The sequence below is a fragment of the Microbacterium radiodurans genome, from assembly GCF_008710705.1.
GTDB classification, from domain to species: Bacteria; Actinomycetota; Actinomycetes; order Actinomycetales; family Microbacteriaceae; genus Microbacterium; species Microbacterium radiodurans.
The window spans coordinates 60,795-82,657 of sequence record NZ_VYRZ01000003.1; the positions used below are offsets into that span (position 1 = coordinate 60,795).

The 21,863-nt window shown below is 71.6% G+C and carries 16 protein-coding genes; 15 read left to right on the forward strand and 1 reads right to left on the reverse strand.

The features are described from left to right. The first annotated feature begins 42 nt into the window (after positions 1-42). The 8 genes from purH to F6B42_RS10670 all read left to right on the forward strand — a co-directional run bounded on the left by purH (position 43) and on the right by F6B42_RS10670 (position 11,200). Positions 43-1,647 (forward strand): bifunctional phosphoribosylaminoimidazolecarboxamide formyltransferase/IMP cyclohydrolase, encoded by a 1,605-nt coding sequence (gene purH, locus F6B42_RS10635; protein WP_150419676.1) that lies wholly within the window; start codon positions 43-45, stop codon positions 1,645-1,647. 118 nt (positions 1,648-1,765) lie between these two features. Then, a complete protein-coding gene (locus F6B42_RS10640; RefSeq protein ID WP_150419677.1) occupies positions 1,766-3,175 on the forward strand; it encodes an RDD family protein in 1,410 nt (469 codons plus the stop codon). A gap of 43 nt (positions 3,176-3,218) precedes the next feature. Next, entirely contained in the window at positions 3,219-7,856 is a 4,638-nt protein-coding gene (locus F6B42_RS10645) for an FtsK/SpoIIIE domain-containing protein (RefSeq protein ID WP_150419678.1), read from the forward strand. Positions 7,857-8,092: 236 nt separating this feature from the next. Further along, positions 8,093-8,380: a WXG100 family type VII secretion target gene (locus tag F6B42_RS10650; RefSeq protein WP_150417668.1), complete on the forward strand. Its 288-nt coding sequence runs from the start codon at positions 8,093-8,095 to the stop codon at positions 8,378-8,380. A 67-nt stretch (positions 8,381-8,447) separates the two neighbouring features. Next, positions 8,448-8,750: a P-loop NTPase family protein gene (locus F6B42_RS10655; protein WP_150419679.1), complete on the forward strand. Its 303-nt coding sequence runs from the start codon at positions 8,448-8,450 to the stop codon at positions 8,748-8,750. Further along, the gene (locus F6B42_RS10660; protein ID WP_150419680.1) at positions 8,747-9,874 is read left to right on the forward strand and encodes a hypothetical protein; all 1,128 of its coding nucleotides are present in this window, start codon (positions 8,747-8,749) and stop codon (positions 9,872-9,874) included. The genes F6B42_RS10655 and F6B42_RS10660 overlap by 4 nt, the downstream gene beginning before the upstream one ends. Beyond that, positions 9,874-10,515 (forward strand): hypothetical protein, encoded by a 642-nt coding sequence (locus F6B42_RS10665; RefSeq protein WP_150419681.1) that lies wholly within the window; start codon positions 9,874-9,876, stop codon positions 10,513-10,515. Before F6B42_RS10660 ends, F6B42_RS10665 begins: the two co-directional genes overlap by 1 nt. A 10-nt stretch (positions 10,516-10,525) precedes the next feature. Next, positions 10,526-11,200: a hypothetical protein gene (locus F6B42_RS10670; RefSeq protein WP_150419682.1), complete on the forward strand. Its 675-nt coding sequence runs from the start codon at positions 10,526-10,528 to the stop codon at positions 11,198-11,200. Positions 11,201-11,282: 82 nt separating this feature from the next. On the opposite strand, the gene F6B42_RS10675 is transcribed toward F6B42_RS10670, so the two are convergent. Then, the gene (locus F6B42_RS10675) at positions 11,283-12,710 is read right to left on the reverse strand and encodes a dihydrolipoyl dehydrogenase family protein (RefSeq protein WP_150419683.1); all 1,428 of its coding nucleotides are present in this window, start codon (positions 12,708-12,710) and stop codon (positions 11,283-11,285) included. A 154-nt stretch (positions 12,711-12,864) separates the two neighbouring features. Between F6B42_RS10675 and F6B42_RS10680 the strand changes: the two genes are divergently transcribed. The 7 genes from F6B42_RS10680 (at position 12,865) to F6B42_RS10710 (ending at position 21,747) form a co-directional block, all read left to right on the forward strand. Then, positions 12,865-13,158 (forward strand): hypothetical protein, encoded by a 294-nt coding sequence (locus F6B42_RS10680; RefSeq protein WP_150419684.1) that lies wholly within the window; start codon positions 12,865-12,867, stop codon positions 13,156-13,158. Beyond that, positions 13,155-14,855, forward strand: a complete 1,701-nt coding sequence (locus tag F6B42_RS10685) for an alpha/beta hydrolase (RefSeq protein ID WP_150419685.1) — start codon at positions 13,155-13,157, stop codon at positions 14,853-14,855. The genes F6B42_RS10680 and F6B42_RS10685 overlap by 4 nt, the downstream gene beginning before the upstream one ends. Further along, positions 14,852-15,550, forward strand: a complete 699-nt coding sequence (locus F6B42_RS10690; protein ID WP_150419686.1) for a hypothetical protein — start codon at positions 14,852-14,854, stop codon at positions 15,548-15,550. The genes F6B42_RS10685 and F6B42_RS10690 overlap by 4 nt, the downstream gene beginning before the upstream one ends. A gap of 136 nt (positions 15,551-15,686) precedes the next feature. Beyond that, positions 15,687-17,204 carry an AlkA N-terminal domain-containing protein gene (locus tag F6B42_RS10695; RefSeq protein WP_150419687.1) on the forward strand — a complete coding sequence of 506 codons (1,518 nt, stop codon included), beginning with the start codon at positions 15,687-15,689 and terminating at the stop codon, positions 17,202-17,204. Continuing rightward, positions 17,201-17,704 (forward strand): methylated-DNA--[protein]-cysteine S-methyltransferase, encoded by a 504-nt coding sequence (locus F6B42_RS10700; protein WP_150419688.1) that lies wholly within the window; start codon positions 17,201-17,203, stop codon positions 17,702-17,704. Before F6B42_RS10695 ends, F6B42_RS10700 begins: the two co-directional genes overlap by 4 nt. A 414-nt stretch (positions 17,705-18,118) precedes the next feature. Then, positions 18,119-19,939, forward strand: a complete 1,821-nt coding sequence (locus F6B42_RS10705) for an ABC transporter ATP-binding protein (protein WP_150419689.1) — start codon at positions 18,119-18,121, stop codon at positions 19,937-19,939. Beyond that, positions 19,936-21,747, forward strand: a complete 1,812-nt coding sequence (locus F6B42_RS10710; protein WP_150419690.1) for an ABC transporter ATP-binding protein — start codon at positions 19,936-19,938, stop codon at positions 21,745-21,747. Before F6B42_RS10705 ends, F6B42_RS10710 begins: the two co-directional genes overlap by 4 nt. Positions 21,748-21,863: the final 116 nt, after the last annotated feature.

Consider the following 21,863-nt stretch of genomic DNA (forward strand, 5'->3'; position numbering starts at 1 on the left):
CCGAACGCACCGCACACGCACATCGCACACAGGAGAACCGCCATGGCCGGACCGAGCCACGACCCCGCCCTCTACCGCTCGCGCGACGTGGTGAACGTCCGACGCGCGCTCATCTCGGTCAGCGACAAGACCGACCTGCTGCCGCTGGCGCAGGCGTTGGCGGACGCGGGCGTCGAGATCGTCTCGACGGGCGGCTCGGCGGCGCTTCTGCGCGATGCCGGGTTCGCCGTCACCGATGTCTCCGAGGTCACGGGCTTCCCCGAGTCCCTCGACGGGCGCGTCAAGACGCTGCATCCCGCCGTCCACGCGGGGCTCCTCGCCGACCTCCGCCTCGAGAGCCACGAGCAGCAGCTCGGCGAACTCGGCATCTCGGGCTTCGAGCTGGTGGTCGTGAACCTCTACCCGTTCGTCGAGACGGTGGCCTCCGGCGCGGTGGGCGACGACGTCGTCGAGCAGATCGACATCGGCGGGCCGGCCATGGTCCGGGGGTCGGCGAAGAACTTCGCGAACGTCGCGATCGTCGTCTCGCCCTCGTCCTACCCCGCGATCATCGAGGCCGTGGCCGCGGGCGGGACGACGCTCGCGCAGCGCCGCGATCTCGCCGCCCGCGCCTTCTCGCACACGGCGGAGTACGACCGTGCCGTGGCGACGTGGTTCGCCGAGTCGACCCTCGAGGGCGATGAACTGCCGCGGCACCTGACCATCCGCGCGGAGCGCCTCGCGACCCTGCGCTACGGCGAGAACTCGCACCAGCGCGCCGCGATCTACACCCGCGCGGGCGGACACGGCATCGCCCAGGCCGAGCAGCTGCAGGGCAAGGAGATGTCGTACAACAACTACGTCGACGCCGACGCCGCTCTGCGCGCCGCGTTCGACATGGTCAAGCCGGCCGTCGCGATCATCAAGCACGCGAACCCCTGCGGCATCGCGGTCACGGCGCCGCAGGCGCTCGATCCGATCGCGTCGGCTCACCTGCGGGCGCACGAGTGCGACCCGGTGTCGGCCTTCGGCGGCGTCATCGCCGCCAACCGCACGGTCACCCTGAAGATGGCCGAGAACCTCCGCGACATCTTCACCGAGGTCATCGTCGCGCCCGACTTCGAGCCCGAGGCCCTCGAGGTCTTCGCGCTGAAGAAGAACCTCCGCGTCCTGCGACTGCCCTCGGACTGGCAGCAGGAGCGGATGGATGTCCGACTCGTCTCGGGCGGCCTGCTGCTCCAGGATGCCGACCGCTTCCCCGCCGACATCGAGTCGGTCGCGAAGGACTGGCAGCTGGTCTCGGGCGAGCGCCCCGACCCCTCGGAGCTCGAGGGCATGATCTTCGCGTGGAAGTCCTGCCGCGCGGTGAAATCGAACGCGATCGTGCTCGCGCAGGGATCGGCGACGGTCGGCATCGGCATGGGGCAGGTCAACCGCGTCGACTCGTGCCGCCTCGCGGTCGAGCGCGCCGGCGACCGCGCGACCGGGTCGGTCGCGGCATCCGATGCCTTCTTCCCCTTCGCCGACGGGCCTCAGGTGCTCATCGACGCCGGGATCAAGACGATCATCCAGCCCGGTGGATCGGTGCGCGACCAGGAGGTCGTCGACGCCGCCCGCGCCGCCGGCGTGACGATGTTCTTCACGGGCGAGCGTCACTTCTTCCACTGATCGCTCGTGACGCCCGCCGTCGGCCGGACACCGCTTGCCCGCCTCGGAGTCAAGCGGTGATCGGCGGACGCGGCCCGGGCGATAGGGTCGCATCGGAGACCGTCCGGGGGAGGAACGCGTGATCTGGGAGATCGACGAGCGCCAGCGCACCATCGAGGGCCTCGACGCCGACGGGCGTCCGCGTCCGGAATACGCCGCATCGCTCGGGCTGGTCCGTGCGCCGTTCGGACGCCGGGCGCTCGCGACGGTGATCGAGGCGCTCGTCGTCGTCCTGCTGCAGCTGCCGATGGCGCTGATCGCGCTGCCGGCGCTGATCGGCGCCGCGCTCGCGGCCGACCCGGTGGCGGCCCTCGCGGGACGCGACGACCTCGTGCTCGTGATCGTGGTCGCCGCCGCGAGCAGCGTCCTGTCGACGGCGTTCATCCTCGTCCAGCTGATCCTGCTCGGTCGTCGCGGTGTGACGATCGGCAAGGCGGCGACCGGGCTGCGCGCGGTGAACGTCCGCACGCTCGAGCGACCGGGGTTCTGGCGCGGCGCGGTGGTCCGCTATCTCGTCCTGTCGCTGAGCTTCGCGATCCCCGTGCTCGGTCCGCTCCTCGTGATCGCGCTCTCGCCGCTGTTCGACCCCGCCCGCCGCGGACGCAGCTGGCCGGACGTCGTCGCGGCGACGTGGCTCGTCGACATCCGCAACGGCCTCAACCCGTACGACCAGAAGCGGATGCGCATCGCCCGCAAGACGGCCGCGACCGATCTGCGCGACGAGAAGGCCGAGCTGCCCTCCCTCGCCACTCCCGGCGCCGGCGGCGGAGCGGGAGCCTACGTGCCGCTCGCGCGCAATCGCGGCGGCGTCCTCGGCGCGGTGCGCTCGGCCCCCGGCGCCGGCGTCGTCGGCGATGACGCGGATGCCGCGGTCGACCACCCGTCGGCCATTCCCACCACGGTCGCCCCCGCTCCCTTCGCGGCCTCCGCACCTTCTCCGGCACCCGCCGCCGCCGCGCCGGCCGCCCCGCCCGCTCCTGTTGCGGTCCCCGCCACCGCGGGCCTCGCCGCGGAGCCGGGACTCGCCGCCCCCGGCGCCATCGTCGCGCCCGCGGCGGGCGCATCCGCGTGGACCCCGCCGCCGCTGCTCGAGGAGGAGCGGGCTCCGGCTGCCGCACCGGCTGCCGCACCCGCACCTGCCCCGGGCGCGCCCGCCTCGACCCGGATCACCCTCACGCTCGATTCCGGCGAGACGGTCGCCGTGACCGGGGGCGGCGTCGTGCTCGGACGGGCCCCGGCGACGGGTCCGGACGACCGGGACGTCGAGCCGGTGCCCGTCGCCGACCCCTCGCGGTCGATCTCGAAGACCCACTGGGCGCTGCTGCGCGCCGGCGACAGCCTCACCGCCGTCGAGCGCGGCTCGACCAACGGCAGTGTGCTCGTCCGGGCCGGTGCCGAGCAGCCGCTCGAGCCCGGCGTCGCCGTCGACGTCCGAAGCGGCGACACCATCCGCTTCGGCGACCGCTCGGCCACCGTGGCCGTCGGCTGACCCGGCACCGCTCACGACCCGCATCCGCTGACAGGAGCTCCCGTTGAGACTCAAGCTGACCCTCCAGCGCCGCGACCATTCCGGCACCGACATCGTCGTCACCTCGGATTCGACCGCGACCGTTCAGGACGTCGCGCGGCGCATCGTCGACAGCGACCCGCGGCGAGAGGTCCTGGCCGATCCAGCCGACGTCCTCACGCTGACCGTCGCGCCGCCCACGTCGCCCGACTTCGTGATGCTCGATCCGCAGATGCTCGTCAGCGACGCGCCCGTCGGGTCGGGCTTCGTCGCCTCGGTCGTCAACCTCGGTTCCGATTACGTCGCCGCACGCGGTGCCGGGGGCCCGGTCGCCGCGCTCCTGCAGGTCGTGGGCGGTCCGCTCGCCGGTCGCGAGTTCTCGCTGCCGCGGGGGCATTTCACCATCGGCCGTTCACAGGGCAACGACATCGTCATCGAGGACCGCCTGGTCTCCAAACGCCACGCGCGCATCGAGGTCGGCGCGTCCGTCGAGCTCGTGGATCTGAACTCGGCGAACGGCATCGTGATCGACGGCGGTCTCGTGCAGCGCCTGCGGGTCATCCCCGGGCAGCGCTTCCAGCTCGGCGACACCGAGCTGGTCGTGACGATGGCCGAGGACTTCGCGCCGGTCGAGCAGGATCCGGTGCTCGAGCGCGGCGGCTCGCTCCTGTTCAACCGCAGTCCGCGTGTCGAGGAGCGGTACGTCGGCGAGGAGCTCGAAGAGCCGCGGATGCCGAAGGACCCCGTCTCGCGGATCTTCCCCTGGCCGATGCTCGTCGCGCCGCTCATCCTCGGCATCGCGCTCTTCTCGATCACGAACCAGCCTCGGACGCTCCTCATCGTCTTCATGACGCCGATGATGCTGCTCGGCAACTTCATCTCGCAGCGCACCCAACTCGGCCAGAAGCAGCGCAAGGAGGTGGAGATCTTCGAGCGCACCTACGAGGAGCTCGAAGAGAAGCTCTACCGGCTGCGTCCGCGCGAGCGTGATGTCCGCAACGCCGAGGTGCCCCCGGTGGCCGTCGTGTTCGAGCAGGCGATGCAGCTGGGGCCCATGCTCTGGACCCGGCGCCCCGAGCACTGGAACTTCCTCGCCGTGCGCATGGGGTCGTCGCAGGCGCCGTCGCGCACGTCGATCAGGCGCGCGGAGAATCCCGATGCGCTCCAGGAGTACGTCGAACGCGTCGATCGGCTGCGCGATCGCTACCGGATCATCGACGGCGTCCCGGTCCTCGAGTCCCTGCAGAGCGTGGGAGTGCTCGGCGTCGCCGGCGGTGCGCGCGAGGTGGCCGACGCCCTCCGCGGCCTCGCGGTGCAGCTGTTCGGACTCCATTCGCCCAACGACCTCGTCGCCGTCGCCCTCACCGAGCCCGATTGGGCCAAGGAGCTCGAGTGGCTGAAGTGGCTGCCGCACACCTCGAGCGAGCGCAGCCCCTTCCGGGAGATGCCGCTGTCGGATTCCGCCTCCACGGGGGCGGCGATGCTCTCGGGGCTCGAGGAGCTCGTCATGCGCCGGTCGAAGGCGGCATCCGCGCCCCGTCTGCCCTTCGACGACGACTGGGACCCGATGCGCTACGGCACCGACGTGCGTCGCGCCGCCGAGGAGGCGACCTTCCCCGGCCAGACCGCGGTCGTGGTCATCGTGACCTCGGACGCGCCGGTGGATCGCGCCCGGCTCACCCAGGTGCTCGAGCGCGGCGCCGATGTCGGTGTCTACGGCATCTTCGTCGCCCCCGTCGTCGACGCCCTCCCGGCCGTCTGCCGCACGTTCGTGGATGTCTCGGCCGGACTGTCGAACGCTCGCGTCGGTACGGTGCGCAGCGGCGTCGAGTACGCGACGACCGAGGTCGAGGGCGTCTCGAACGAGCTCATGACGGTGCTGGCGAAGCGCCTCGCTCCGGTCGCCGATGCGAGCACGGTCATCGAGGACTCCTCCGACATCCCGAATGCCGTGATGTTCCTCTCGCTCGTGGGCTCCGAGCTCGCCGGCGACCCCTCATTCGCGATCGAGCGGTGGCGCGAGAACAACACGATCCTCGACCGCTCGGGCGCCGCGCTGCCGAGACTGAAGAAGTCCGGCAACCTGCGCGCGATCGTCGGGCAGGGCGCGACGGACGCGATGACGCTCGACCTCCGCAGCCAGGGGCCGCACGCGCTCGTGGGAGGAACGACCGGTGCCGGCAAGTCGGAGTTCCTGCAGGCCTGGGTGCTCGGCATGGCCGCGGCGCACAGCCCCGACCGCGTCACCTTCCTCTTCGTGGACTACAAGGGCGGGTCGGCCTTTGCCGACTGCGTCGAGCTGCCGCACACCGTGGGCCTCGTCACCGACCTGAGCCCGCACCTCGTGCGCCGGGCGCTCACGAGCCTCCGCGCCGAGCTGCACCACCGCGAGCACCTCTTCAACCGCAAGAAGGCGAAGGACCTGCTCGAACTCGAGAAGCGGCGCGACCCCGAGACGCCGCCGGCGCTCGTGCTCGTCATCGACGAGTTCGCGGCGCTCGCCGGCGAGGTTCCGGAGTTCGTCGACGGTGTCGTCGACATCGCCCAGCGCGGCCGTTCCCTCGGCATCCACCTCATCATGGCCACCCAGCGTCCCGCGGGCGTCATCAAGGACAACCTGCGGGCCAACACCAACCTGCGCGTCGCCCTCCGCATGGCCGACGAGTCGGATTCGAAGGACGTCGTGGACGACCCGGTGGCGGCGCGCTTCGATCCGAGCATTCCCGGCCGCGGGATCGCCAAGACCGGCCCCGGGCGACTCGTCCCGTTCCAGTCGGCGTACGCGGGAGGCTGGAGCACCGACGAGGTCGTCGCCGCCGATGTGTCGATCGCCGAGCTGCGGTTCGGCTCGGTGCAGCGATGGGAGATCGACGAGCAGCCCGAGGACCCCGCCGCGGCGATCGACCCGGGTCCGAACGATCAGAAGCGGATCGTGGCGACCCTCGTCGCGGCGGCCAACCACGCCGCCATCCCGGCGCCCCGACGCCCCTGGCTCGACGACCTCGAGACGACGGTCGACATCCGCATGCTCCCCGCCGGCCGCGGGGGAGCGATCCTCATCGGCAAGAGCGACATCCCCGAGCGTCAGCTGCAGGAGGCGGTCTACTTCGACCCCGACCGCGACGGCTCGATGCTCGTCTACGGCACGAGCGGCTCCGGCAAGTCGACGGTGCTGAAGACGATCGCGATCGCGGCGGCGACGACGGGGCGGCGTGCCGAGAACATCGAGGTCTACGGTCTCGACTTCGGCTCGGGGTCGCTCAAGAGCCTCGAGGGACTGCCGCACGTCGGTTCGGTGATCCCCGGCGACGACGCCGAGCGCGTGCAGCGCATCATGCGCTCGCTGGGCGCCGTGCTCGACGACCGGGGCAAGCGGTTCAGTGCCGCGAACGCCTCGACGATCGCCGAGTACCGCGATCTGACCGGGCGCGACGAGGCCCGCATCGTGCTTCTCCTCGACGGACTTCCGCAGTTCCGCGCCGAGTGGGAGTCGACGACGGCCCGGATGCCGTTCTATCAGGCGTTCATGCGGATCCTCGGCGAGGGTCGTCCGCTCGGCGTTCACGTCGTGGCGACGGCGGATCGCTCCGGGTCGGTTCCGACGGCCGTCAGCTCGAACATCTCGCGCCGTGTCGTGCTGCGCCTCTCGGATGAGAACGCCTACGGGCTGCTCAACGCGCCGAAGGATGTGCTCGATGAGCGCTCGGCGCCGGGCCGCGCGATCGTCGACGGGTTCGAGACGCAGATCGCGGTGCTCGGCGGAACGCCGAACGTGGCGGAGCAGACGAAGCTCCTCGCGCAGCTCGCCGACGAGCTTCGCGCTCGCGGCGTGCGCGAGGTTCCCGAGATCGGCTCGCTGCCGACGCGTCTGGCCCTCACGGATCTGCCCGAGCGCATCGGGGAGTTCCCGGTGCTCGGCGTCGCCGAGGACACGCTCGCCGCGCGGGAGTTCGACCCGGTGGGCACCTTCGTCGTCGCGGGGCCGCCGATGGCGGGCAAGACGACCGCCATGAAGGCGCTCGTCGCCTCGATGATGCGGCTCGATCCCGAGGTCACGCTCTTCCACTTCGGCGGGCGACGCTCGCAGTTGCGCCAGTATGCGCCGTGGATGCGCAGCGCCACCACACCGGACGACGCGAAGGAACTGGCGACCGAGCTCGCGGAGCTCGTCGGCGATGAGACGCTGGGGCGCCGCATTCTCATCGTCGTCGAGGACGTGCCGCAGTTCGCGGATTCGCCCGCGGAGCGACCGCTGAAGGCGCTCTTCCAGGCGGTGAACCGCAGCGATCACCTGCTGATCGGCGATGCCGACGTGACGCAGGTGACCAGCGGTTTCGGCCTCGTCGGAGACTTCAAGGGCGGACGAAAGGGCATCATCCTCAAACCGGATGCCTTCGACGGCGATGCGGTGTTCAAGGTCCCGTTCCCGAAGGTCAAGCGCAGCGACTTCCCGGAAGGCCGCGGCATCTTCGTCCAGGCCGGTCGCGCCGTGACGGTGCAGATGCCGCTGGTGGATGCCGCGACGGTTCCCGCCGGCGCGACGGCGGGTGCGTCGGCGGCTGCGGGGTCGACGGGTGCACCGTCCCCGACGGCGAGCGGTGGAGCTGAGGCTCCGGCGCCGGTCCCCGTGCCGGTCGAGACGATCGTCGAGCCCGGCGCCTGACGCGCGGGGTTCCGGCTCGTCGCCGCGCGCGCAACGAGCCGGAACCCGGCATCCGGGGAATCGGCATCGACGATCACGCTCCTGGACCAGCCGCCCGCTGTGGCTGCGGGAAAGCGATTGCATAGCAGATCGCAGGGTGGGGAGTTCTCCCCATCGACCCGAGTGGAGGATCCTGGATAGGTTTTCTGTGTCGGCTCCGGAGGGGGGTCGGACCAACGAATACGAGGAGGGCCGTCATGGCTGATTTCGGTGCGTCTTACGGTGAGATGGAGCAGGTTGCGAACTCGCTGTCGCAGGCTCGTGATGACATTCAGGGTCAGCTGGACACCCTGAAGTCGCAGGTCGACACGCTGCTGGGTGATGACTTCAAGACGCAGCACGCGTCGGGGAAGTTCGGTGAGGGCTACTCGGAGCTGACGACGGGTCTGAAGAACGCGGTCGACGGCATCAACGACATGTCCGACTCGCTGCTGGGCATGATGCGCGCGATCCAGGACCTCGACCAGCAGCTCGCCGGCAGCTGACCCTTTCTCGCTCATCGAACCGGGGTGCATCGCGCACCCCGGTTTCACCTGACCCTCGGAGGTGATCATGGTCGACGTCCGTGTCGACTACGGCGCGATGCAGGCCAGCCGCACCGCGTACGCGAACATGCGCGACGTGCTCGACGGCGCGACTCGCTCGATGTCGAATGTCTCGGGAGCGGCGGTCCCGCAGGATGTGCTGCGCAGGCGGCTCGAGGACCTGCACGACTCGTGGGGCGGCGGCATCGACAAGCTCGCCCGCTACGCCGATGACGCGGGGGCCGGACTCGAGGGCATCCTCGAGGCGTTCCAGCAGCTCGACACCGAGCTCGGCAACAGCATGGTCCCGCAGGAAGGATCGGCATCGTGACCGACTTCTCCGCTCTCGGCTTCGACCCGGCTCCCGGTGACGCGGCGACCCTGTCGGGATACGTCGACGCGCTCACCACCAGCTGCGAGGGCGTCGACGATGCGCTGTCGACGATGGACGGCTCCGACGATGCGGCCTGGGTCGGCCAGTCGGCGACAGCCTTCCGTGCCGCGCTGAGCGAGGACTTCCGGCCCCACCTCAGCGACACGGGCGAGGCGCTGCACACCTCGCGCACGGCTCTGGCCACCTGGACCGATCAGCTCGCGAACTACCAGCGTCGCGCGGCCGCACTCGCCGAAGAGGCGAACACCGCCTCGGCGAGCGTCGCGTCGTCGGAGAACGCCCACGCGCAGGCGCAGGCGAACAAGGATGACGACGACGCCGATCCGGATGCCGTGTCGAACGCCTCGACGGCACTCGCGAACGCGCAGGGCGAGCTCGAGTCGATCCGCGCGCGTGCCCGTCAGCTGAAGGACGAGGTCGACACCGATGCCGCCGCGGCAGCCGGTTCGCTGCTGTCGGCGAGCGATGTGCTGAACGGCTACGCCGGCAACGCGTTCACCAACTTCCTCGGCTCGGCCGGCGACTGGCTCGCCGATGCCGGCAACTGGCTCATGGACAACGTGGTGCCGATCCTCGAGGACATCCTCCGGGCGGCGCTCCCGATCATCGCGATCCTCTCGCTCTTCATCCCCGTCCTCGGCACCGTGGCGCTCATCATGTCGATCGCGCTGGTCGCGATCGACGGCCTGCAGTGGGCGACCGGCCGCGGCACCTTCGCGGAGTTCGCGACGGGCGCGCTCGGCCTGCTCGCCGGCGGGGCACTCGGCCAGGCGGCGAAGGCCCTCATCGGCCCCGGCGGGCAGGTGCTGATCCCGTCGATCCAGGGCATGACCCCGGCGATCGCCGGCGGTGGGGCCGCGGCGGGAAGCGTCGCCGTCGCCCTGAACGTCAACCTCCCGAACATGGTCGCGAACACCTACTGGACCATGAACACCGCGATGGACGCCCACAGCAAGGGCACCGACTTCGTCGACAGCCTCACCGGGCCGTGGCAGAACCTCTCCGAGCGGTTCAACAACACCGTGCGCGGCAACGGCCCCCGAACCGACGAGGAGATCTGATGATCGAGCAGGAGGCAGCGCCCGAGGCGGCCACGCCCACCGGGGCGCCGCTGCGCGTCTGGCAGCGCGTTCCTCAGGGCTGGATCGAGTTCCGTTCGTTCGGCGATCGCTCGCCGCAGGAGTGGCTCGACTGGTATCTGGTGAGCGCGGAGGGATGGCTCCCGGATGCTGCGCGCACCGCGATCGTCGACGGCTTCCGAGCCGGCGTCGAGCTGTTCGCCGACACGTCCTTCGCGTTCGCGGGGGTCTCGCTGACCCTCGGCGAACGGCCGGCCGCGTTCTTCCTCTGCACGAACGTCGTGCCGGCGGCATCCGAGACATCTGCCGACGCGACCGCATTCCACCGGCTGCTGCCCCTTGCGAGGTTCGGCGACGGCGGGCGCAGCGAGAGCTTCACGACCCCTGACGGGCGGGTCGGAACGCTCACCCTCGGCGCGTCGACGGACGGGGGGATGCCGCACGTCACCGCGGTCGGCGAGATCCGCCTCGCCGGCGACACGGGAACGGCCGTCGTGATGGGCCTCTGCTCGGACCCCGCGCAGTCGGCCGAGCTCGCGCTGCACGTGGCATTCGCGCTCACGACGACGCAGGCGCTGCCCGAGGGGGCCGAGCCTACGGAGCCGGTGCCGGCGGCCCCGTAGCATTCTGTCCATGGCGTTCGCTCTCATCCAGGCCGCATCCCGCCCGCTCCTCGCAGCGGCCGACGCCGGGGAGCCCGCGGCATCCGCGACGCCCGCCGACGCCGACCGTGCGGCTGCGGCGCTGCGCCGGGACTACGAGCGCTGGTCGCGCTGGGCCCTGGGCGTCGTCGGTTTCGTCGTCGCGGCGGGCGGTGGTTTCGTTGCCGCTGGACTCGCCGCGACGATCGCGGCGCTCGGCGGTGCGACGGCTGTCGATGTGATCGCCACCGTGATCGCCGGCGCCATCGCGCTCGCGGGTGCGGCTCTGCTCGTCGCGCTCTGGCGGAGCGGCCGGGCGCTCACCCGCGGAGCCTCCTCCTGGCTGCGCGCGCCGTATGCGAGCGGCCAGCGCGCGCCGCGCGCGACGGGGTGGGTGCAGGCGCGCACCGTGAACCTCGAGCCCCGCATCCTCGTTCGCCTCATCACCGCGACCCTCGCTCTGCTGATCGCCGTCGGAGGCATCGCCCTGGTCGTGCGCGACCTCGGAGCCGGCCCGTCCACCATGACCGTGCCGGCCCTGCTCGTCGGCGCCTGCGGCGCACTCAGCGGCATCGGCCAGATCGGCGGCGTCATGCGCATCGTGAACGGCCTGAGCGCCCGTGACCCGCTGTGGTCGCGGCTCACGGGCTCGGCGCGCGCGCGCTGACGCGGTTCCGCGAGACCGCAGCCGCGCACCGAAACCGCGTCTGCCAGCTGCTGTCTCGGCGCGCGGCTGCTGTCTCGGCGGGTCAGGCGGTCGGGCGGCCGTAGGTCTCCAGGAAGCGCAGCCACACCTCGCTGAGCGTCGGGTACGCCGGCACGGCGTGCCACAGGCGCGCGAGCGGCACCTCGCCGACGACCGCGATCGTGGCGGCGTGCAGCAGTTCGCCGACATCCGCCCCGACGAAGGTCGCCCCGATGAGCACGCCGCGGTCGTCGTCGACGATCGCGCGCGCCTGACCGGTGTAGTCGTCCGAGCGGGTGGAGGCGCCGGCGACCCACGACAGGTCGTAGTCGAGCACGCGGATGCTGCGCCCCGCCGCGCGCGCCGAGGCCTCGGTCTCGCCGATCGACGCGACCTCCGGGTCGGTGAACGTCACCTGGGGCACCGCCGCGTGATCCGCCGTCGCGACGTGCGCTCCCCACGGCGCGTCGTCGACGGCGCCGCCGGTCGCGCGAGCGGCGATGACGTCCCCGGCCGCGCGGGCCTGATACTTGCCCTGGTGGGTGAGCAGGGCGCGGTGGTTGACGTCGCCGACGGCGTAGAGCCAGTCCGACCCGCGGACGAGCATCGTGTCGTCGACGTCGAGCCACGAGCCGGGCTCGAGGCCGACGGCATCCAGTCCGAGGTCGTCGGTGCGCGGCACGCGACCGGTCGCGACGAGCACCTCGTCGGCTCGGACCCGTGTGCCGTTCGACAGCTCGAGTTCGACCTGTCCGTCGTCGACGCGCTGTGCCGACACGAGGTCGGTGTGCAGCAGCACCCGCGCGCCGCGATCGGTGAGCGACTGCGCGACGAGGTCGCCCGCGAAGGGCTCCATCGGTCCGAGCAGCCGGCTGCGCGCGATGAGCGTCACCTCGCTCCCGAGGTCGACGAAGGCCGTCGCCATCTCGGATGCCACGACACCGCCGCCGACGACGGCGAGCGACGCCGGCACCTCCTGCACCGCGGTGGCCTCGCGGCTCGTCCACGGCGAGACGCCGGCGAGCCCGGGCACATCGGGCAGCAGGGCCGCCGAGCCGGTGCAGACCGCCACCGCGTGCCGCGCGATCAGCTCGGTGACCGAGCCGTCGGCATCCGTCACGCTCACCCGCTTCTCGCCGGTCAGGCGCCCGTGGCCTCGGACGAGGTCGACACCCGCCCCCTGCAGCCACTCGACCTGGGACGAGTCGTTCCAGTCCGAGGTGAGCGTGTCGCGGCGGCGCAGGACGCCGGCGACGTCGACGCCGCCGGTCACGGCCTGCTTCGCGCCGTCGACGGCGCGGGCGGCGCGGAGCGCTGCCCCGGCACGCAGCAGCCCCTTCGACGGCATGCACGCCCAGTACGAGCACTCGCCGCCGACGAGCTCGCTCTCGACGATCGCGACGCTCAGGCCGCCCTGCACGGCGCGGTCGGCGACGTTCTCTCCGACGGGACCGGCTCCGATGACGACGAAGTCGTAGGTGCTTTCACTCATGCCGCGACGCTAACCCGGCGAGGTGCAGCGAAGCCAGGTCTTGCGCGATCGCGTCGGGGATGGGGAGTTCTCACCATCGCGCCGCCGCGGCGCTCGGCGCTAGCGTGGCCATGCCGGCTCGGGGAGGGATCGGCAGGCTGACGAGAGGCCCGCGATGTCGGACGTCGAGATCTACTACCACGCGCTCACGAGCGCGGCGGATGCCATTCAGATGCGCGTCTCGGACGCGATCATGGACAACGCCGACATCCAGGGCGACGACACGGGGGTCGAGAACCCGGCGCACCGTGTCGCGCTGCGTCTCGAGATGAACCGTCGGCTGAGCGGTCTGCACCGGGCCGTCCTCGATCGCACGACCGCGGCATCCGAGGTCGCCGCGTCGTTGAGCGCGATCGCGACCCGCTACTCCGATCTCGACGTCGAGCTGACCGGGACGGAGCAGCCGTGAGCCTCACGTCGCCGAACCGCGGCTATCCGCTGGAGCGCCTGGAGGGCAACGCCGGCTCGATGAGCTGGTGGAGCGGCGCGTTCGGCCGGGTGGCCGGCTCGCTCGGAGACCTCCGCACCAGCGTGCAGGCGGCGACCGACCTCGACGGCGTCGGTGCGTCGATCCGTGCCGCGCGCTCGGATGCGCAGGAGGTCGCGGGCGCTCTGGCGGCGGAGATCGCGGAGGCCGAACTGCTCTCCGGCGTCCTGCAGCGCTACGCCGACGCCTATTCGTCGTCCGCCGAGGCGGCGAACCGGCTCATCGACGACATCGAGTCCGCCCACGCGTCGTGGACCACGGCGTCCGCGGAGGCGAACGAGGCGGGACTGCGCGCCCTGTGGACCTCGCGCTCGGGCGAGCCGGCCGATGTCCGCCGGACCAACGAGGCGGCGCAGGATGCGATGGCGACCCGGGATGCCGCGGCGAGCGACCTCGCCGACCTGTGGGAGCAGTTCGAGACCCACTACTCCGCGTGGGACACCGCGTACGACGCCGCGCTCGCGGAGCTCGCCGGGGGAGCCGGACCGGCGATGACCGCGGCCTCGCGCTCGCTGCTGGATCAGCTCCTCGCGGCGGACACCCCGCAGGAGGTGCTGGAGCTGTGGCTCGCGCACCCCGAGCTGCACGACGAGATCGCCGGCGCGCATCCCGACATCATCGGCAACCTCGACGGCATCCCGTACGACGTCCGCGGGCAGGTGAATCGCGAGCGACTCGAGGCGCTGCGTGCGACCCAGCCGGACGGAGCCCTCGGCGAGGACGTCGCAGCCCTGTGGGAGGAGCTGACCGACGGTCCGCCCTTCCCGCTCCTCATCTCGTTCGATCCCAATGGGTCGACGCAGACGACGGCGGCCCTGGCCTACGGCGACCTCGCTTCGGCCACCGACATCAACGTTCTCGTGCCGGGCATGAACTCCACGGTGGCGGGGATCGGTGAATGGGGCGACTCGGCGCGCGCGCTCAACAACGCGGGGCCGGGGCTGGCGACGATCGCGTGGTTCGGCTACGACTCTCCGAACGAGATCGAGGAACCGGGGATGGATCGAGCGCTCGACGGCGCGGCTGCGCTGCGTTCGTTCCTGCTCGGCGTCGACGCCGTCCACCCCACGGCTGAGAAGGCGGTCATCGCGCACTCCTACGGCAGCACGACCGCTGCGCTGGCGATCGGATCCCGCCCCGATGCGCTCGGGGTCGATCAGTTCATCGCCGTGGGATCGGCCGGTTTCCCCAGCGATGCCCAGGTGCTGTCGAACCTGCAGAACGCCGAAGGGCTCCAGATGTACGCGACGCTGTCGGAGAACGACGCGTGGGCGCGCATCGGCCGCGACACGAGCTTCGGCGGAGCGCATGGCACGGTTCCCGAGACCCTTCCCGGCGTCATCGAGTTCGGCAGTGACGGCGGGTACGCCGCCGACGGCGAGCACCTCGCGCCCACTCCCGGACATGCCGCACACGAGGGCGGCAACAGTCCGCTCCCGTCGGGCGACGGCGAGGGGTACCTCGTGGAAGGATCGGAGTCGTTCTACAACATCCAGCAGATCATCCTGACCGGCGAGCCCGGAACGGAGATGGACGGCGAAGGCAGCGAAGGCGGCTTCTGGGATCTGCCCGATTGGCTGAGATGGTTGCCCGTGGACCCCTATCGGACCGGACTATGAGATCGACCTCACGGATGACGATGACGGCCCTCGCCGTCGGATTGGTGTTGATGATGAGCTCGTGTACGGCCACTCCCGGTGACGACGAGCCCGCGGCGGATCTCTACGGTCAGGCCCGGGAGCAGTACACGGCGATGGCCGAGCAGCTGCACGCCGTCATCATGGCGATCGAGCCGGTCGAGTGGCGGGTCGATCAGGGACAGTACGGCGCTCGCCCGAGCGGGTGCCAGCTGGGCGTGAGCTCGGAGACGGGGTACTCCTTCTCCGCTGTCCGCGCGCTCGAGCTGCCCGGTCGCGATCCGGCGCAGGTCGCGGCGGCGGCATCCGAGGGATTCGCCGAGCTGGGTGTCGCGGCGGAGGTCGTCGAGCGGGGATCGGGCGATGCGCGCGAAGTCACCGTCGTCGGCGAATCCGACGCCGCCCGCACGGTGGTCGTGGTCCGTCCGGCCGATGGCCGTGTCCTCGTCTCCAGCGAGACGGGATGTCTGCCGGGATCGAGCTCCGAGATCCTCACCACCATGTTCGGCGAGGAGCTGTACCCCGACGACGTATGGCGGCGGATTCCGGCCACAGAGGGCCCGTCGTCCGTCCCACAGTTCTTCTTCCCCGCCGACGGGCCGCTCTACTACGAGGAGGACGGCACACCGACGCAGCCGCAGCCGCTCGTGACACGGGCCCCGACCCCCGCGCCGTGATCCCCGGCTGACCCGGTCGACTCGCCACCAAACGCGGATGTCACCCCGGCGGCATCCGCGTTTCGTGGCGAGTGGACGAGACGGTGGTGTCCGATTTCCGCGAGCCGGATGCCGGGACGCGTGACAGGCTGACGGTATGACGATCGCGGACATGACCTTCGACGAGCGCTACCGCGCCATCGATGCCCGCGACACGCGCTTCGACGGACAGTTCGTCACGGCGGTGCGCTCGACGGGCATCTACTGCCGGCCGAGCTGTCCGGCGCGGACGCCGAAGCCGGCGAACGTCACCTTCTACCCCACGAGCGCCGCGGCTCACGAGGCGGGCTATCGCGCCTGCAGGAGATGCCTGCCGGAGGCGACCCCGGGGTCGCCGCAGTGGAACCTCCGCGGCGATCTCGCCGCACGCGCGATGCGCCTCATCGCCGACGGCGTGGTCGACCGCGAAGGCGTGCCGGGGCTCGCCGCCCGGCTCGGCTACTCCGCCCGGCACCTCACGCGCCTGCTCACCGGCGAGCTCGGCGCCGGCCCGCTCGCGCTCGCCCGGGCGCATCGCGCGCACACGGCGCGCATCCTCCTCGTCGAGACCGACCTGCCGATCGCCGACGTCGCCTTCGCCGCGGGCTTCAGCAGCATCCGGCAGTTCAACGAGACGATCGACGACGTGTTCGCCCTGCCGCCCGGTCAGCTGCGCGCGCGCCGCGGACACGGCACGCGCGCGCCGGGCCGGATCGACCTGGCATTGCCCGTCCGTGAACCCTTCGACGCGGTCGGCCTCTTCGGCTGGATGCGGGCGCACGCCGTTCCCGGGGTCGAGTCGGGCGACGAGCGCTCCTTCGCCCGCGTCGTGCGGATGCCGGGCGGCCCGGCCCGGTTCGAGGTGCGCCAGGACGCGGCGGGGCGGGTGCGCCTGCGGGCCGAGCTCAGCGCCCTGACCGACCTCTCCCCGCTCATCGCGCGCGTGCGCCGCCTGTTCGACCTCGATGCCGACCCCGTCGCGATCGACGAGGCGCTGGCTGCGCACCCCGCGCTCGCACCCCTCGTGGCCCGCATTCCGGGTGTGCGTCTGCCCGCCGCGTTCGACGCCGACGAGATGCTCATCCGCGCGATGATCGGCCAGCAGATCAGCGTCGCGTCCGCGCGCACGGTGATGGGGCGGCTGACCGCGCAGCTCGGGGAGCCGGTCGAGACCGACGCGGGGCCCGCGATGCTGTTTCCGACTCCCGCCGCGATCGCCGAGCGCGGCGCCGAGGTGCTCCGCGGTCCCGGCGCCCGCATCCGCGCGATCGTCGGTGCGGCCACGGCGCTCGCCGACGGGTCGCTGCGCCTGTCGCCGGGCGATGACACCGACGATCAGCGCGCCGCCCTGCTGGCGCTCCCGGGCATCGGCCCGTGGACCGCAGACTACGTCCGCATGCGCGTGCTCGGCGACCCCGACATCCTGCTGCCCGGCGATGTCGCAGCCCGGGCGGGCGCGGCGGCGGCCGGCATCCCGTCGGAGCCGGCACCGCTCGTCGCCTGGTCGGCGCGCGTCGCCCCGTGGCGCAGCTACCTCATGGCGCACCTCTGGTACGCCGCCCCCGTGACCCAGGCCTGGCGCGCGGCTTCCCCGCCCGAGGCCGCGTCCCGCCCTCAGCGAAAGGCACGCCCATGACCGGCCTCGGCACCGCGACGATTCAGACCGTCGCCACCCCGGACGGACCCTTCACCATCCTCGAGTCCGGCGGCGACGTGCTCGCCTCGGGGTGGACGGCGGAGCCCGCCGACATCCTCGCGCGGCTCCGGCCCGCTGTCCGGCCCGCGACCGTCGAGTCCGGGCGGACGGATGCCGCAGCCGCCGTCGCCGCGTACTACGACGGCGACCTCGCCGCCATCGACACGGTGCCGGTCCGCCAGTCGGGTACCGCGATGCAGCTCGCGGGCTGGGCTGCGCTGCGCCGCATCGCCGCCGGCGACCCGCTGACCTACACCGCGTTCGCCGCAGCGCTGGGCTCACCCGGGGCGGTGCGCGCCGCGGCATCCATCTGCGCCCGGAACGCCCCCGCCCTCTTCGTCCCCTGCCACCGCGTGCTGCGCACCGGGGGAGCGCTCGGCGGCTTCGCCTGGGGGATCGACGTCAAGGCGCGGCTGCTCGCCCGCGAGTCGCACGCCTGACCCCCGCTCGCGCCCGCCGCTCAACCGAGGTCCCACTTCGGCCGGCAATCGGACTCCGGTAACCGGCCGAAGTGGGACCTCGCCCGCCGGGCACCGCGGCGGGCCACTGCGCGACGGGGCCTTGTCCTCCGCGGAGCCTGAGGATAGCCTGGGAGGCTCCCGCGTCTCGCGGGCGCACCCGTCCGCTCGACCCTGGAGGAAGCCATGTTCCCGGCCATCGTTCCCACGAAGTCCGTCGCCTTCCTCGTCGCCGTCGACGGACGCCCCGCCCGCCGGCGTTAGCCGGATCTCCGGGAAGCCCCGCGCCCCCTCCGACGTTCCTCACCTCGGGCCTCCGGCCCGACGCGCACGGTGCAGCTCGCACCGCGCACGCTCTCGCCGCCTCCGGCATCCGCTCCACACCCCTGCAGGATCATGACCTCCTCGACGTCTCCCCGTCTGTCCACGCCGCGCGCGCTCGCGCGCCTGCTCCCCTTCGCCCGCCCGGTGCTGCCGCGCCTGGGCCTCGGCTTCGTCAGCGCGCTGCTGGCGAGCCTCCTGGCCCTCGGCATCCCGCTCGTCCTCGAGACGATCGTCGATGAGGACGGACCGATCCTCTCCGGCGACCCTCTCGCCATCGTGCTCGGCGCCGCCGCCGTTCTCGGGCTCGGGCTCCTCGAAGCCGCGATGGTCTGGGCGCGCCGCTGGTTCGTCCTCGCGCCCGCGACCAAGGTCGAATTCGATCTGCGGACCGACTTCTTCTCGCGCCTGCAGCGACTCCCGGTCGCCTTCCACGATCGGTGGCAGTCGGGGCAGCTGCTCAGCCGGATGATGCAGGACATCAGCCTCATCCGACGCTGGCTCGCCTTCGGCCTCGTGCTGCTCGTCGTCAACGTGCTCACGATCGTCGCCGGATCGATCCTCCTCTTCCGCTGGCACTGGCTGCTCGGCACCATCTTCGTCGTCACCTCGGCTCCGCTGTGGATCACCGGCTTCCTCTTCGAGAAGCGCTACGGCCTGCTCTCGCGGCAGAGCCAGGATCAGGCCGGCGACCTCGCGACCGCCGTGGAGGAGTCGGTTCACGGCATCCGCGTGCTCAAGGCGTTCGGTCGCGGCGGACACGCCCTGCAGAAGTTCACCCGGCAGGCCGAGACGCTGCGCGAGACCGAGATCAGCAAGGCGCGGGCCGTCGGCTGGATCTGGTTCTGGCTCGTGCTGCTGCCCGACATCGCCTTCGCGCTGTGCCTCGGCGCCGGCATCTTCCTCGCCGCCGCGGGTCAGATCGGCGCGGGGGAGCTCATCGCCTTCTTCGCGATGGCGACGATCCTGCGCTGGCCGGTCGAGTCGATCGGCTTCCTCTTCTCGTTCCTCGTCGACGCGCGCACCGCGACCGACCGCATCTTCGAGGTCTTCGACGAGCAGAACACCATCATCGACCCCGAGAACCCCGTCTCGATCGAGGCGCCGCGCGGCGAGCTCGTGTTCGAGGGCGCCCGATTCCGGTATCAGGATGCCGCGGCCACCGAGCGCGACCTGCTCGACGGGATCGACCTCGCCCTGCGGCCGGGCGAGACGATGGCGCTCGTCGGCCTCACGGGATCGGGCAAGACCACGCTGACGACCCTGCCGGGGCGTCTCTACGACGTCACGGGCGGGCGGGTGCTGCTCGACGGCGTCGATGTGCGCGACCTGCGGCTCAGCGAGCTGCGTCGCCACGTCGGGATGGCGTTCGAGGACGCGACGCTGTTCTCGCAGACCGTCCGCGAGAACGTGCTGCTCGGACGCGAAGACCTCGAGCGCGGCAGCGACGAGGCCGAGCGCGTGCTCCGCGAGGCGCTGCAGGTCGCGCAGGCGGGCTTCGTCGACGACCTGCCGCTCGGCGTCGACACCGTCATCGGCGAGGAGGGACTGAGCCTGTCGGGCGGTCAGCGCCAGCGGCTCGCTCTGGCGCGCGCCGTCGCGGCCCGCCCCGCCGTGCTCGTGCTCGACGACCCGCTGTCGGCGCTCGACGTCGACACCGAGGCCCTCGTCGAGGACGCGCTGCGCGAAGTGCTCGCCGAGACGACGGCCCTCGTCGTCGCCCACCGTCCCTCGACGGTGACCCTCGCCGATCGCGTGGCACTCCTCGAGGACGGGCGCGTCACCGCGGTGGGCACCCATTCCGAGCTCCTGCGCACGAGCGGGCACTACCGGCACGTCATCTCGAGCCTCGAGGACGAACAGGAACGACAGAACGAACGGGAGGTGGCCCGATGAGCACCGTCATCGGCACGAGCGGCGAGGACCGCTCCGACTACACCCGCGCCGAGAGCCGCGACATCCGCCGGCGCTCCCTGCGGCTGCTCGGCTCGCTCGTCTCGCCGCTGAAGCTCCAGCTCGTGCTGGCAGCCGTCGTGCTCGTCCTCTCGACGGCCATGCGCGTGGCGGGGCCGGCCCTGGTCGGCTGGGGCATCGCCAACGCGCTCCCGGCCGTGCAGCAGGAAGCCGACTGGATGCCGACCATCGCCGTGGTCGCGGTGTTCCTCGTCACGGCGGTCGGGGGAGCGGCGCTCATCGGCTGGTACGCCGTCGTCGCCGCGCGGCTCACGCAGGCGGTCATGATCGACCTCCGCAAGCGCATCTTCCGCCACACCCAGCGCCTGAGTCTCGAGTTCCACGAGTCGTACACGTCGGGGCGGATCATCTCGCGTCAGACGAGCGATCTCGACACCATCCGCGAGCTCCTCGACGGCGGACTGAACGAGCTGGTCTCCGGGCTGCTCTACGGCGGCTTCACCCTCATCGCGCTGCTCCTGCTCGACTGGCAGTCGGGCGTGATCCTCGCCGTGATGGGCATCCCGCTGTTCCTGCTGATGCGATGGTTCTACCTGCGCTCGCAGGTCGTCTACCGCGAGTCACGGGTGATCAGCGCGAAGGTCATCGTCAAGTTCGTCGAGTCGATGACCGGGATCCGGGCGGTCAAGGCCTTCCGCAAGGAGCCCGCCAACGACGCCGAGTTCGGTGGGCTCTCGAGCGACTACCGCGACGTCAACATGCGCTCGATCCGCCTGTTCGGAACCTTCGAGCCGGCGCTCATGGCCGTCGCATCCGTGTCGCTCGCGCTCGTCCTCGGGTGGGGTGCCTTCCGGGTCGTCGACGGCACGCTCGCGCTCGGATTCCTCCTGTCGGCGGTGCTGTACGTGCGGAACTTCTTCGCGCCGATGCAGGAGGTCGCCTTCTTCCTGAACTCGTACCAGTCGGCGACCGCCGCGCTCGAGAAGGTGTCGGGCGTGCTCGAGGAGGAGCCGACGGTTCCCGATCCGACGGCACCGGTCGACCTGCGACAGGCACGCGGGCACCTGCGGTTCGAGGACGTCACGTTCGGCTACTCCGACGAGGTGACGATCCTCCCCGACTTCGCCCTCGACATGCCGGCCGGTCAGACGATCGCGCTCGTGGGGACCACGGGAGCCGGCAAGTCGACGCTCGCGAAGCTCGTCGCGCGCTTCTACGACCCGACCCGCGGACGGGTGACGCTCGACGGCGTGGACCTGCGTCAGCTGCATCCGAAGGACCTCCGACGCGCGATCGTCATGGTCACGCAGGAGGCCTACCTGTTCAGCGGAACCGTCGCCGACAACATCGCGCTCGGCAAGCCCGAGGCGACGATGGCCGAGATCGAAGCGGCCGCGCGGGCGGTCGGGGCGCACGACTTCATCGAGCGCCTGCCCGACGGCTACGCGACCGACGTCAACAAGCGCGGCGGTCGCGTCTCGGCGGGGCAGCGCCAGCTGATCTCGTTCGCGCGCGCCTTCCTCGCCGATCCCGCGGTGCTCATCCTCGACGAGGCGACCGCGTCGCTCGACATCCCGAGCGAGCGTCAGATCCAGGAGGCGCTCGGCACGCTGCTGGCCGACCGCACCGCGATCATCATCGCCCACCGCCTGTCGACCGTGGCGATCGCCGACCGCGTGCTCGTCATGGAGCACGGCCGCATCATCGAGGACGACACCCCCGCCGCGCTGATCGCCGGCACCGGCAAGTTCGCGCAGCTGCACAGTGCTTGGAGACAGTCCCTGGTCTGACGACCAGCGACGCCGGGCCTGGAGGCGGTCCCTGGTCCGAGCCTTCCCTGCATGTCCCACTTTCTGCCGTCCATGTCCCACTTTCTGTGATCCTGATCGGGCTCAAGCGACAGAAA

Excerpts from the sequence above, each read along its gene's own strand:
- purH (WP_150419676.1), top strand. The coding sequence starts at position 43 with ATGGCCGGACCGAGCCACGACCCCGCCCTCTACCGCTCGCGCGACGTG.
- F6B42_RS10650 (WP_150417668.1), top strand. The coding sequence starts at position 8,093 with ATGGCTGATTTCGGTGCGTCTTACGGTGAGATGGAGCAGGTTGCGAAC.
- F6B42_RS10655 (WP_150419679.1), top strand. The coding sequence starts at position 8,448 with ATGGTCGACGTCCGTGTCGACTACGGCGCGATGCAGGCCAGCCGCACC.
- F6B42_RS10665 (WP_150419681.1), top strand. The coding sequence starts at position 9,874 with ATGATCGAGCAGGAGGCAGCGCCCGAGGCGGCCACGCCCACCGGGGCG.
- F6B42_RS10670 (WP_150419682.1), top strand. The coding sequence starts at position 10,526 with ATGGCGTTCGCTCTCATCCAGGCCGCATCCCGCCCGCTCCTCGCAGCG.
- F6B42_RS10675 (WP_150419683.1), bottom strand. The coding sequence starts at position 12,710 with ATGAGTGAAAGCACCTACGACTTCGTCGTCATCGGAGCCGGTCCCGTC.
- F6B42_RS10680 (WP_150419684.1), top strand. The coding sequence starts at position 12,865 with ATGTCGGACGTCGAGATCTACTACCACGCGCTCACGAGCGCGGCGGAT.
- F6B42_RS10690 (WP_150419686.1), top strand. The coding sequence starts at position 14,852 with ATGAGATCGACCTCACGGATGACGATGACGGCCCTCGCCGTCGGATTG.
- F6B42_RS10695 (WP_150419687.1), top strand. The coding sequence starts at position 15,687 with ATGACGATCGCGGACATGACCTTCGACGAGCGCTACCGCGCCATCGAT.
- F6B42_RS10700 (WP_150419688.1), top strand. The coding sequence starts at position 17,201 with ATGACCGGCCTCGGCACCGCGACGATTCAGACCGTCGCCACCCCGGAC.
- F6B42_RS10705 (WP_150419689.1), top strand. The coding sequence starts at position 18,119 with ATGACCTCCTCGACGTCTCCCCGTCTGTCCACGCCGCGCGCGCTCGCG.
- F6B42_RS10710 (WP_150419690.1), top strand. The coding sequence starts at position 19,936 with ATGAGCACCGTCATCGGCACGAGCGGCGAGGACCGCTCCGACTACACC.